This window comes from Xanthomonas albilineans, assembly GCF_002939705.1.
In the GTDB taxonomy this organism is placed as follows: Bacteria; Pseudomonadota; Gammaproteobacteria; order Xanthomonadales; family Xanthomonadaceae; genus Xanthomonas_A; species Xanthomonas_A albilineans.
Genome location: NZ_MDCB01000007.1, coordinates 22,183 through 33,756, shown reverse-complemented (window position 1 = coordinate 33,756; position 11,574 = coordinate 22,183). Strand labels below are relative to the sequence as shown.

The 11,574-nt window shown below is 63.8% G+C and carries 9 protein-coding genes; 2 read left to right on the top strand and 7 right to left on the bottom strand.

Features of this window, described 5'->3' with window-relative positions; all coding sequences use genetic code 11:
- Positions 1 to 3: 3 nt before the first annotated feature.
- Positions 4 to 1,386 carry an L-serine ammonia-lyase gene (locus XalbCFBP2523_RS08075; protein ID WP_045758284.1) on the bottom strand — a complete coding sequence of 461 codons (1,383 nt, stop codon included), beginning with the start codon at positions 1,384 to 1,386 and terminating at the stop codon, positions 4 to 6.
- Positions 1,387 to 1,475: 89 nt separating this feature from the next.
- On the opposite strand from XalbCFBP2523_RS08075, the gene XalbCFBP2523_RS08070 reads away from it, so the two are divergent.
- Positions 1,476 to 1,706: a glutaredoxin family protein gene (locus tag XalbCFBP2523_RS08070; protein ID WP_045756937.1), complete on the top strand. Its 231-nt coding sequence runs from the start codon at positions 1,476 to 1,478 to the stop codon at positions 1,704 to 1,706.
- 90 nt (positions 1,707 to 1,796) lie between these two features.
- Here XalbCFBP2523_RS08070 and XalbCFBP2523_RS08065 read toward each other — a convergent pair whose 3' ends face one another.
- Genes XalbCFBP2523_RS08065 through XalbCFBP2523_RS08055 form a run of 3 tightly spaced genes read right to left on the bottom strand, consistent with a single transcriptional unit; the run spans position 1,797 to position 3,603 of the window.
- Positions 1,797 to 2,363, bottom strand: coding sequence for a YceI family protein (locus XalbCFBP2523_RS08065; protein WP_045766048.1), 567 nt, complete (start codon positions 2,361 to 2,363; stop codon positions 1,797 to 1,799).
- An 11-nt stretch (positions 2,364 to 2,374) separates the two neighbouring features.
- The gene (locus XalbCFBP2523_RS08060) at positions 2,375 to 2,944 is read right to left on the bottom strand and encodes a cytochrome b (protein ID WP_045758282.1); all 570 of its coding nucleotides are present in this window, start codon (positions 2,942 to 2,944) and stop codon (positions 2,375 to 2,377) included.
- Positions 2,941 to 3,603, bottom strand: coding sequence for a YceI family protein (locus XalbCFBP2523_RS08055; RefSeq protein WP_045766047.1), 663 nt, complete (start codon positions 3,601 to 3,603; stop codon positions 2,941 to 2,943). The genes XalbCFBP2523_RS08060 and XalbCFBP2523_RS08055 overlap by 4 nt, the downstream gene beginning before the upstream one ends.
- Positions 3,604 to 3,823: 220 nt before the next feature.
- Between XalbCFBP2523_RS08055 and XalbCFBP2523_RS08050 the strand changes: the two genes are divergently transcribed.
- On the top strand, positions 3,824 to 7,390 hold the full coding sequence (locus XalbCFBP2523_RS08050) for a sensor histidine kinase (RefSeq protein ID WP_045766046.1): 3,567 nt from the start codon (positions 3,824 to 3,826) through the stop codon (positions 7,388 to 7,390).
- A 98-nt stretch (positions 7,391 to 7,488) separates the two neighbouring features.
- Here the strand turns inward: XalbCFBP2523_RS08050 and mdtD are convergent, their stop codons facing one another.
- The 3 genes from mdtD to hemE all read right to left on the bottom strand — a co-directional run bounded on the left by mdtD (position 7,489) and on the right by hemE (position 11,573).
- Positions 7,489 to 8,925, bottom strand: a complete 1,437-nt coding sequence (gene mdtD, locus XalbCFBP2523_RS08045; protein ID WP_045766045.1) for a multidrug transporter subunit MdtD — start codon at positions 8,923 to 8,925, stop codon at positions 7,489 to 7,491.
- Positions 8,926 to 9,226: 301 nt separating this feature from the next.
- Positions 9,227 to 10,420 (bottom strand): serine hydrolase domain-containing protein, encoded by a 1,194-nt coding sequence (locus XalbCFBP2523_RS08040; protein ID WP_045766044.1) that lies wholly within the window; start codon positions 10,418 to 10,420, stop codon positions 9,227 to 9,229.
- Positions 10,421 to 10,508: 88 nt separating this feature from the next.
- A complete protein-coding gene (hemE, locus tag XalbCFBP2523_RS08035) occupies positions 10,509 to 11,573 on the bottom strand; it encodes a uroporphyrinogen decarboxylase (RefSeq protein WP_045766043.1) in 1,065 nt (354 codons plus the stop codon).
- Position 11,574 lies beyond the last annotated feature (1 nt).

Genomic DNA, 11,574 nt, shown 5'->3' with positions numbered 1-11,574 from the left:
GGCTCAGCACTCAATGACGTTGACCGCGAGCCCGCCGCGGCTGGTTTCCTTGTACTTGTCCTGCATGTCGCGGCCGGTGTCGCGCATGGTCCGGATCACTTTATCCAGCGAAACCTTGTGCTTGCCGTCACCGCGCATGGCCATCCGGCTGGCATTGATCGCTTTCACCGCGCCCATCGCGTTGCGTTCGATGCATGGGATCTGCACCAGCCCGCCGATCGGATCGCAGGTCAGGCCGAGGTTGTGTTCCATGCCGATCTCGGCGGCGTTCTCGATTTGACCGGGATTGCCGCCGAGTGCGGCAACCAGGCCGCCCGCGGCCATCGAGCAGGCCACGCCGACTTCGCCCTGACAGCCTACTTCGGCGCCGGAGATTGAGGCGTTTTCCTTGTACAGGATCCCGATCGCTGCCGCGGTGAGCAGGAAATCGAATACGTGTTGTTCGTCGCTGCCTGGGCAGAACCGGTCGAAGTAGTGCAGGACCGCCGGGATGATTCCGGCCGCGCCATTGGTCGGTGCGGTGACGACGCGGCTACCTGCGGCATTTTCCTCGTTCACCGCCAGCGCATAGAGATTGACCCAATCCAGTGTGGTCAAGGGATCGCGCATCGCCGCTTCCGGTTTGGAGGACAGCTCGCGATACAGTATGGGTGCGCGTCGCGTGACCTGCAGGCCACCGGGCAGTGCGCCCTCTTCGCTGATGCCGCGTGCCACGCACGCTTGCATCGCGTTCCAAATTTGGCGCAAACCCGAGCGGATCTGCTCTTCGCTGCGCCAGCATTTTTCGTTTTCGAACATCAGTGCGGCGATACTCAGGCCGCTGCGCGCGGCCTGAGCTAGCAGTTCGTCGCCGCTCTTGAACGGGTAGGGCAGTGGCGTCTGGTCGGCGACGATGCGGTCGTCGGCGGCATCGTCCTGATTGACCACAAAGCCGCCGCCGATGGAGTAATAGTCGCGGGTGGCGATCATCTCGTCGTTGGCGGCATAGGCGGTGAAACGCATGCCGTTGCTGTGATGGGGCAGCTTCTGGCGTTTGTTGACAGCTAGGTCGCGCTTTTCGTCGAAGGCGATGCTGTGCTGGCCGAGCAGTTGGATGCGCTTGCTGCTGCGGATGCGTTCCAGTGTGCTGGGAATGATGTCCGGGTCGATCAGTTCTGGACGCTGGCCTTCCAGGCCGAGCAGCAAGGCCTTGTCGGTGCCGTGGCCGCGTCCGGTCAGCGCGAGTGAGCCGAACACCTCGACGCGCACGCGCACCACGTTCTGCAGCGTCCCCTGATCCAGCAGCCAGCGATGCACGAAGCGCTCGGCGGCGCGCATCGGTCCGACGGTATGGGAAGAACTCGGCCCGATGCCGATCTTGAACAGGTCGAAGATGCTGACAGCCATGTGTGCCGGTGAGGGGGGGGGCCAAAAGGACGGTTATTCTATGCCCCCGTGTGTCGTATTGGTTCGCTAATTCGTATCCAATCCAACGTATGTCTCTGATCCTCTACCAGCGCGACGATTGCCACCTGTGCGACCAAGCGTTGCGGGTTCTGGCACAGGCCCGTACAGCCGAGCCCGACAGTGTGTTCATCGACGGCGATGTGGCGCTGGAGGCCCGCTATGGCATGCGTGTGCCGGTGTTACGTGCCGCCGATGGTCGCGAGTTGGATTGGCCGTTCGATGCGAATGGTGTGCGGTGTTGGCTGAGCGGACTGGACTGAACATCACGGTCGAGCCACCCGTGTAAAAAAGCGGCGGACCCGACGAGGAAATCCGCCGCTCAGCGGCAGTGCGTCACGGCTTGTGGCGAATCACTTCGCCTTGAACACCACTTTGGTGCTAATCGCGGTTTCGTTGGGGATGGTTTTGGTATCGGCCCAGTCGCCGGCCCCCACGCCGAAATCTAGACGCTTGACCGTGGCCTTGCCGGTCAGCACCGGCTGCGCGCCGGCACTCCAAGTGAAGGTAAGGGTTACCGGTTTGGACACGCCGCGCAACTCCAGCATACCATCGGCCGCGTATGTGTTGCTGCCGAGCCCGCGGAATTTGTCTGCTCGGTAGTGCGCGGTGGCGAACCTGGCCACATCGAAGAAGTCTGCGCTCTTCAGCGTGGAATCGCGGTCGACGTTGCCGCTCTTGGTGCCGGCCAACGGGATCGTCACCTCAAGTTTAGCGCTGGCCAGATTGGCAGGGTCGAAGCTGAGCTTGGTGTCGAAGCCAGGAAACTGCCCGGTGAAAACTTCGCCATCGTACTTGCTGGCGAAGACCAGGGTCGAGCCGGGTGCTTGCACGTAATCGGCGGCGAACCCGGGGGCGGCAACGAACATGGCCACCAGGTTGGCGGCGACAGCGGCTGGGGAAGCGAAACGAAACGACATGGGACAACTCCTCAGAATCTGGACGAGGACAGCCAACCGCGCGGGAGCATCCGCGTCAGGGTGGCATCGCGTTGAAACAGGTGGTGGTACAACGCGGCGCTAGCATGCACCAGGACCACCGCGATCAAGGCCCAGAAGCCCCATTCGTGCACGCCGTGCGACATTGCGTTCAACTGTGCGTCCGGCGCGCTGAGCTTGGGCACATCGATCAGCCCAAACCAGCGGAACGGGCGCAGACCGCTACTTGAATCGTACAGCCAACCGGACAGCGGTATCGCGAAGATCATCAGATACAGCAGCGCGTGTGTGGCGCTGGCGATGCGGGCCTGCCAGCCGGGGATTCCCGCTATCGGCGCGGGTGTGCCGGCGTACACGCGCCAGCCCAGCCTGAAGACGACCAGTGCCAGCACGGTCAGGCCCAGCGACTTGTGCGCGGTATACACCCAGAAGTATCTGGGGGTCCTCGGCAACTCGCCCATGGTCAGGCCGACCACCCCCAGCAGCAAGATCAGCACAGCGATCAGCCAGTGCAGAGTCTGGCTGACACTGCCCCAGCGGTCTTTGGTGTTCTTTGCGGTCATGGCGTGCGGTCCTGTTCGGCTGGGCTGGTCGCTTTGTCGGACGACGGTGCCGTGGCTGGTGTCGGCGTAGCGTCGGTGTCGGCGCGGCCTTCGCGGGTCGCTTCGGCCTCGATGTGCAATTCGACCGTCGCACCGATCACCGATGGCCAGGAACTGATGCCGAAGTCGGCACGTTGCAAGGTAGTGGTGGCCGAGAAGCCGACAGTGCGACGGAACGGCGGCAGCGGGTGCCGCTTGATCGCGTTCATGGTCACGTCCAGGGTCACCTCGCGGGTGACGCCGTGGAGGGTCAGCTGTCCGATCACCTTGGCGTGGCGGGCATCCACCGGTTCGATTCGGGTGGAGACGAACAGCGCTTCGGGATAGCGTTTGCCGTCGAGCAGATTGTGCGCGAGTGCGGCGCGGTTCCAGGTGTCATCGCCCAGTTCCAGTCGCTGCAAGGGCACCCGTGCTTGCAGGCGTGCGTTGCGCCAGTCGTCCGGATCGAACACCAGGGTGCCGGTGCTGCCGGACACCGTGCCCAAAGCCTTGGAGAAACCCGCGTGATCGATTGCGAACAGTAACCGCGTATGCACCGGGTCCAGCGCGTATTGCGCCGGGGCGGCCAGAACCGTGCCCGGCAAGGCCAGCAAAACGGCAACGAGGCCGTGTCTGAACATGAAAGCACCTGTGCTGTAAGGGTCGTCCGATTCTAGAGCCTGCGATGTGGTTTGAGGTGAGATGCGTTGCCTTGCGTTGCCGTGCGTGCCGCGCAGACGCGGCCTGTGGCGCATGACGAGGGGTCAGCACGGGCAGCCGATGGTTGCCATGGCGAGTGTTTATCGTCGACGATGATGACTGCGCAGCGGGGACCGACGCCAGCCGGGAGAGTGACACGCGATGTGGTCGAGATGGATCTTGGGATGGCTACTGTTGGCGTGGTCTGCGGTTGCAGGCGCGGCCGTGCCGCTGACGCCGCAACCGCGTCAGTTGACGGTGGCCGATGGCCTGCCGTCCAACACCATCAATGATCTTACCGAAGACAAACTCGGCTATTTGTGGATGGCGAGCAGCGATGGCCTGGCGCGGTTCGATGGGCATGGTTATCGCATCTGGCGGTTCGAGGACGGGCTGCGCGACAACAACATCTTCAGCGTTCATGCCGATGCGCAGAACCGGATCTGGTTCGGTACCGGCACTGCGGGCCTAGGCATGCTCTCGGCGGACCGACGCACGTTCCGCTACTACGACCACAGCGTCTACCCGCAAATCGGCTCCAGCGCGGTGTTGGCCGTCATTTCCACTTCCGACGGCAGTATCTGGTTCGGAACAAGCAATGCCGGCCTGTACAGGTTGCAACCAAATGGCCGCCTGACCCGCTTCATGCCCAAGCCTGGCGACGAGCGCAGTTTGCCATCGATCAATGTGAGCAGATTGGCGATGGCGCCCGATGGCACCCTTTGGATCGGTACCCGCAATGGTGCCGCGCGCTGGAACGGGCACGGTTTCGAACGCCTGTCCCTTTCTGGGGTTGATCACTATGTCCTTGGACTGAAGCCCGAACACGACGGCGTTTTCTGGGTGGGTAATCAAGCTGGAGTGCGCCTGTTTCGTGCCGACGGCACGGCAATTACACCTTACTGGCGTAACCTGCCGAGCCGGAGCGTGATGGCGATGCTGGCCCACGATCGCAGTGGTAATCGCTGGTTCGACACCATGCAGGGCCTGGGTCTGGAGAGCGAGACGGGCCTGATCCGTAACGTGCCTCTATACAGCAACTCCGCGCACGGGTTGGTCAAGCCGAACTTCGTGTTGGGGTTCGAGGATCGCGAGGGCGATCTATGGTTTGCCACTGCCAATGCTGGGCTGTGGTATCTGCCGGCCAAGTGGCGGCAGTTCTCGGTGTTGTCTTACCGGGTGGATGATCCGGAATCGATGTACAACCCCTACGTGGTGGCTACTGCGGCTTCGCGGGATGGCGAGGTCTGGTTGGCAGGTACCCGTGGCGTACTCGACAAGCTCGACCCGGCCACGGGTGCGGTTCGCCACCACATGCTGGCGATGTTCGGAATCGATTGGCCGCAAGCCATCGTCGAAGATACACAGGGACGCGTGTGGGGTGCAGGTCCCAAGGGTTTGCTGCGCTACGATCCTGTCAGTGGCGAAGTCATGCGCTGGGGCATGAACGACGGGGTCGATGCATTGACCCTGAATAACACCAATTTTGCCACGATCAGCGGGGATGCACACCTGTGGTTGTTCAGTGATCTTGGCGGTGCACAGATCCGCGATCTCGATGGTCACGTACTGCGCAACATCGCGCTGGGCACCGACGGTTTGCCTGCGGAATTCGTTGCCAATGCACTCAAGCCTGGGCCGCAGGGCCAGCCCTGGTTGCTGGGCTCGTATGGCGTGCTGGCCTGGAACCCGGTGCGCGCGCGTTTCGAGCCGGTGCCGGGCGCGCCGCGGCGGCTATTGAGTGCTTTCGCGATCAGTGACGGCAATGTGGTCTGGTTGGCCGGTGTTGGTTGCCTGGAGCGTTATCTGTGGGACGGTACCCGACTGAGCCTGCTCGACCGCATTGACGATGGCCATGAGCTCCCAGGGCTTGCACCGAATGGCCTGGTGGTCGATGGCAAAGGTGTAGCCTGGTTGAGCAGCGTGCGTGGGTTGATTCGGGTCGATCCGGCAAGCAAGGCGATTCGCTCCTACGGCGTACACGATGGCTTGCCCAATCAGGAGTTTGCAGGACAGACGCTGACTCAGGCGCGTGGCGGGCAGATTCTCGGCGGCACCACGGATGGCGTGGTGTTATTCGAGCCGTCTCAGGTGATACCGTCGCGGCGGCAGCCACCGCTGGTGATCGAGCGGGTCAGCGTACGGCGTGGCGATGCCTTGATGGAGCTGTCGCACGCCGGTATGGTCGTTCTGCGGGAAGGCGATCGAGATCTGAACGTGGTCGCGCGGCTGCTGTCGTTTTACGACACCGAGTCCAATACCTACCGCTTCCGTCTGAGCGGCTACGACACGGACTGGATCGATGTCGGTGCCAATGGCGAACGGTTGTTCTCGCGCTTGCCATCGGGCTATTACACCTTGGAGGTGCAGGCGCGTACCGCCGATAAGGTGTGGTCGCGAGTGGTCGCCATGCGCTTTCACGTGTTGCCGCCGTGGTGGCGCAGCACGTGGGGGCTGGTCGGGTGGGCATTGCTGGCGTTGTTGATTGTGTGGCGGTTGTCCTATCTTTACCGTCGGCGTTTGCGTCGGCGCAACTCATGGCAACTGGCGCTGCACAAACAGGAGGTGGCTGAGCAGGCCTCGCTGGCCAAGACCCGCTTCCTGGCCACGCTGGGACATGAGGTGCGCACGCCAATGACCGGCGTGCTGGGGATGAGTGAACTGCTGCTGGCCACGCCGCTGGATCCAAAACAACGTGGCTACACCGAATCGATTCGCGGCGCCGGTACGCATTTGCTGCGCCTGGTCAACGATGCGCTGGATCTGGCGCGCATCGAGGCCGGGCGTCTGGAGCTGGATCAGCAGCCATTCGATCTGGGGCAACTGATCGCTGAACTGGCGGCGATGATGGAGCCGATGGCGCAGGGGCACGGCCTGACGTTCGTATTGGACAATGCGATGCCGGAGCAGGTCACCGCCACCGGCGATGCCACGCGGGTGCGGCAGATCCTGTTGAACTTGCTCAACAATGCGATCAAGTTCACCGAGCGCGGCAGCGTGCAGTTGTGGGTGGCGCCGTTGCAGGAGTTTCATGGTGTGCGCTTCGAGGTTGTCGACACCGGCCCTGGCATCAACGCCGAACAACAGGCGCGGTTGTTCCAGCGTTTCGAACAGGCCGATGGTCCGCGCACCGCCGCGCGTTACGGCGGCAGCGGTTTGGGGCTGGCGATCTGTCAGGAATTGGCGGTGGCGATGGGAGGACGCATCGACCTGCAGAGCCGGCTTGGTGCTGGCACTCGCTTTGTCGTCGATCTGCCGCTGCCGTGGGTGCCGTCGTCGCTACCGCGTCCCACCTCTGGCGTGCGTGAGGTCACGTCCGTATTGGCACCGCAACGGGTGCTACTGGTCGAGGACGACCCGACCGTCGCCGAGGTGGTCAGTGGTCTGCTCGCCGCTCGTGGTCATCGGGTGATCCACGCCGCGCATGCCCTGGCGGCGCTGACCGAGGTCGCGGCCAATGTCTTCGACGTCGCCTTGCTCGACCTCGATCTGCCTGGCATGGATGGCCTGGCGTTGGCGCGGCAGCTGCGCGCCTTCGGTCACACGATGCCGCTGATCGCGGTGACTGCCCGCGCTGATGCCGACGCTGAACCCCAGGCGCGTGCGGCCGGTTTCGATGGTTTTCTGCGCAAGCCGGTGACGGGAGACATGCTGGCTGAAGCGCTGGAAACGCCAGCACGTACAATGCGCAATTCGGAACTGGCGAACAGCCATGTCGATGGCGCATAAGCGTCGTGCTCAGCTGGGCGGGTTCCGTGCCTTGCGTTTTTGCAGCGTTGGATCACCTGTCCATGCAAGCCGCAGTTTGCTGCAACTCCGGATCGCGCTTACTCGGCCACCGCCACGTCCTCGACTTGCCTCGGATGCGATGGCGTATCCGGCAACTGCCAGAAAATCAAGGTGGAGGTCAGCGTCATGGCGCCGACGCAAACGAAGGTCGCATGCAGGGCGGTGACGGCACCGTGGCTGTCGCCGAAATAGTCGCCGAAGGCCGTCAGCAGACTGCCAGAGGCCGCAGCGCCGAAGCCAGTGGTCAGCATCATCACCATCGACAAAAGACTGTTGCCGGCGCTGGCTTGTTCGCGTTCCAGATCGCGCAGTGTCACCGTGTTCATCACGGTGAACTGCAACGCATTGACTGCGCCGAACATGGTGAGTTGCAGAAGCTGCCAGCCCAAGGCATTGCCCGGATCCAGTAGCACGAAGCTGGCCATCGCGGTGCCGACCAGCACTGTATTGGTCATCAGCACACGTCGGTAGCCAAAGCGCTCGACCAGCTTCACCGCTGCGCGCTTGGATACCATCCCGGCCAGTGCCACCGGCGTCATCATCAGGCCAGCGTACATCGGACTGATGTCCAGGCCGACCTGCAGCAGCAACGGGATCAGCAATGGCATGCTGCCGCTGCCCATGCGCGAGAACAAATTGCCGAGGATGCCGATGCGGAAGCTGACCACCTTGAACAGATGTAGCGGGAACAACGGGGCTGGCGTGTTGGCTGCATGCAGCCAGTAGCCGATGAGCGCCGCTAGTCCGGCGACTGCCAGCAGCATCACGAATGCGTGGCGCAGGCCCAGCTCGGAGATGCCGTCCAGTGCCAGCGACAATGCGATCATGCCGAAGGCCAGCATGGCGTAGCCGATCAGGTCGAAGTGGGTGCGCTGCTCGCCATAGAGGTCGGGCATGATCTTCAGTGCGGCGGCGAAGCCGGCCACGCCGATCGGCAGATTGATCAGAAACACCCAGTGCCACGAGGCAATCTGCACCAGCCAGCCGCCCAGTGCCGGTCCGACCAGCGGTCCGATCAGCGACGGGATGGCGATGAAGCTCATCGCGCTGAGAAACTTCGCGCGCGATACCGAACGCATCACTGTCAGTCGTCCGACAGGCAGCAACATCGCCCCGCCGACGCCCTGCAGCACCCGTGCGGCGACCAGATAGTGCAGGCGCGGCGCCGCCGCGCACAGCAGCGAGCCCAGGGTGAACAACACGATCGCCACTAGGAAGACCCGGCGGGTGCCATAACGGTCGGCGATCCAGCCGGAGGCGGGGATGAACATTGCCACGGCCAGTGCATAACTGAACACCACCGACTGCATCTGTAGCGGACTCTGCGCCAGGCTGCGTGCCATTGCCGGCAGCGCGGTGTTGACGATGGTCGCATCCAGCATCTGCATGAAGATCGCCAGCGATACCAACCACAGCAGCGGTCGGAAATTCTGCTGAGCGGAGATGGTCAGCGGATCGGGTGATGGCGCAGACATCGACCTGCATGCTGTGGCTGGAAGGACAATGATGGCGCAGTTCGGGTCGCCATGGTGTCGTGTTGGCATAGACGGCAGCCATCTGCGTCCTGCGTTTTCAGTCCACCGCGCGAGGCGCTTGCCCGCATGCGATGCAATGGAGGTGGTCGATGGTGACGTGCGATGCGCAGCGTCGCCGTCGCGCTGAGCTTGGCAATGCAGCGAGGCTTGTCGCCGACGGTATCATGGCCGGGGCTAGTAACGCGGAATTGCATCATTTTCAGGGCGTTGCACCGCCGCGTTAGTCGGCCGGGGGGCCGGGTTATCGCGGTTGGTCGAGCGTGGCATAGACCGCATCGCGAAGCGCGGTGACGAAATGGCCGCACATGCCTTCGTGAATAGTGTTGCTGAAGGCGACCACGCTCAGCCGGCGCGCCCGATCCACGAACCAACTGTGTCCATAGGCACTGCACCAGCGCCAGGTGCCGACCGATTCCGGTGTCGCGGCGAGTTGCCGGTCGCGTAGCACCATATAACCCAGGCCATAGCCGAAACCCGGCGCACTGGACATCTTCCATCCCCCGCTGTGATCGCGCTCCATGTCCGCGATCAGTGCGCTGGGCAATAGCGTGCCACCATCCTGGCGCAGGGTTTCGAGCAACTGCAGGAAGTCCATCGCGCTTCCGGCCATGCCAGCTCCGCCCGAAAGAAACATCCGTGCATCAAAGATCCGGCCCGGGCTGAAGGTCAGCAGGAGTTTGCCCTCGAAGGCCGGCACGACTTCGCCTTCGGTCAGCAGGTGCGGCTGCGGCGTGTCGTTGACATAGACTTTTTCCATGCGCTGTGGATCACCCACGACGAAGCCGGTGTCGTCCATGGCCAGCGGACCAGTGACCAGTTGCCGCACGCTTTCGTCCAGCGGCGCGCCGTACACGCGCTCGATCAACGCACCCAGGACATCGGTTGCCAGCGAATAGCCCCAGGCCGTGCCCGGTTCGTACAGCAGTGGGACGCTGGCGATGCGGCGCAGATTCTCCTCCAGGCTGATGGTCTGCAAGTCCATGCCATCGGATACCCCGGCCCGCGTGTATGGGCCATCGGCATCGGTTTCGAGGAAGCGATAGCCCAGCCCGGCGGTGTGGCTGAGCAATTGCCTGGCGCTGATCCGGGCGAGACGGCCATCGGCCAGATGCGGCTGGAACTCGGTTAGCAAGGGGACGATATCCGCGTCCAGGTCCAGCTTGCCTTGTGCCGCCAGCACCAAGGCAGCGGCCGAGACGATGAGCTTGCTCACCGATCCCAGTCGGCACAGCGTGTTCAGGGTCATCGGTTGCTGGCGTTCGCGGTCCGCCCAGCCGGCGGCCTGCTGGTGGATCAAGGTGCCGTTGTGGACGACCAGCACGCGGACACCGACCAAGCGCCGTTGTTCCAGCGCTTCCTGGACGACGGCGTCGATGCCGGGCGACAGGAGGGTGCCGACCGGGGAAGCATCTCGTGCAAACGGCAGGGCGGTCATCTGCAATCCAATCGCAGGGGACGATGTCTCCGATTCTAGTTACTGTTGTCGGTACGGCAAACGCAGGGCCGCGCGGCGATCCGGCGCATCAGCCGCGCCGACTGTGCCGCTGCACCGCCGCGATCAGCGCGCCGACGTGCTCAGGCTGCATGTCTGGCGATAGCCCATGGCCGAGGTTGAACACATGGCCGTCCGGCGAACCGTTGCCCTCGGCGTAGCTGTGCAGCACGCGCTGCACCTGGCGCTCGATTGCCTCGGGCGCGCCATACAGCACCGCTGGATCCAGGTTGCCTTGCAGGGCGACGCGGCCACCGGTGCGGCGCGCCGCATCGGCCAGATCGATGGTCCAGTCCACGCCCACGCCTTCGGCGCCTGAAGCAGCCAGTTCCTCCAGGTATGGCGCGTTGCCCTTGCCGAACAGGATCAGCGGGGTGCGCTCGGCGCCGTCGCCGCGGGCCAGCTCGCCGGCGATGCGCTGCAGGTAGGGCAGCGAGAATTCGCGGTACATCGCCGGGCTGAGCACGCCGCCCCAGGTGTCGAAGACCTGTAGCGCCTGCGCGCCGGCCGCGCGCTGCGCCGCCAGATAGGCGATCACCGCGTCGGTATTGACCGACAACAGCTTGTGCAAGGCGGTCGGATCGTTCAACGCCATCGCCTTGATCCGTGCGTAGTTGTCGCTGCCGCCGCCTTCGACCATGTAGCAGGCCAGCGTCCACGGACTGCCGGAAAACCCGATCAGCGGCACGCTGCCGTCCAGTTCGCGGCGGATCACCCGTACTGCATCCATGACGTAGCGCAGTTCGGTTTCCATATCCGGCACGCCGAGCTGGGCGATGGCCGCAGCATCGCGCACCGGATGGCGGAATTTGGGGCCTTCGCCTTCGACGAAGTACAACTCCAGGCCCATCGCATCGGGAATGGTGAGGATGTCGGAGAACAGGATCGCCGCGTCCAGGGGGAAACGCGTCAGTGGCTGCAGGGTGACCTCGCAGGCCAGTTCCGGGGTTTTGGCCATCGCCAGGAAGCTACCGGCGCGGGCGCGCGTGGCGCGGTACTCGGGGAGGTAGCGCCCGGCTTGGCGCATCAGCCACACGGGGGTCTGGTCCACGGGCTCGCGGCGCAGCGCGCGCAGCAGGCGGTCGTTCTTGAGCATG

Bases quoted from the DNA above. Each gene is read 5' to 3' on its own strand.
- XalbCFBP2523_RS08075 (WP_045758284.1), bottom strand. From the start codon at position 1,386: ATGGCTGTCAGCATCTTCGACCTGTTCAAGATCGGCATCGGGCCGAGT.
- XalbCFBP2523_RS08040 (WP_045766044.1), bottom strand. From the start codon at position 10,420: ATGACCGCCCTGCCGTTTGCACGAGATGCTTCCCCGGTCGGCACCCTC.
- mdtD (WP_045766045.1), bottom strand. From the start codon at position 8,925: ATGTCTGCGCCATCACCCGATCCGCTGACCATCTCCGCTCAGCAGAAT.
- XalbCFBP2523_RS08055 (WP_045766047.1), bottom strand. From the start codon at position 3,603: ATGTTCAGACACGGCCTCGTTGCCGTTTTGCTGGCCTTGCCGGGCACG.
- hemE (WP_045766043.1), bottom strand. From the start codon at position 11,573: ATGCTCAAGAACGACCGCCTGCTGCGCGCGCTGCGCCGCGAGCCCGTG.
- XalbCFBP2523_RS08050 (WP_045766046.1), top strand. From the start codon at position 3,824: ATGTGGTCGAGATGGATCTTGGGATGGCTACTGTTGGCGTGGTCTGCG.
- XalbCFBP2523_RS08070 (WP_045756937.1), top strand. From the start codon at position 1,476: ATGTCTCTGATCCTCTACCAGCGCGACGATTGCCACCTGTGCGACCAA.
- XalbCFBP2523_RS08060 (WP_045758282.1), bottom strand. From the start codon at position 2,944: ATGACCGCAAAGAACACCAAAGACCGCTGGGGCAGTGTCAGCCAGACT.
- XalbCFBP2523_RS08065 (WP_045766048.1), bottom strand. From the start codon at position 2,363: ATGTCGTTTCGTTTCGCTTCCCCAGCCGCTGTCGCCGCCAACCTGGTG.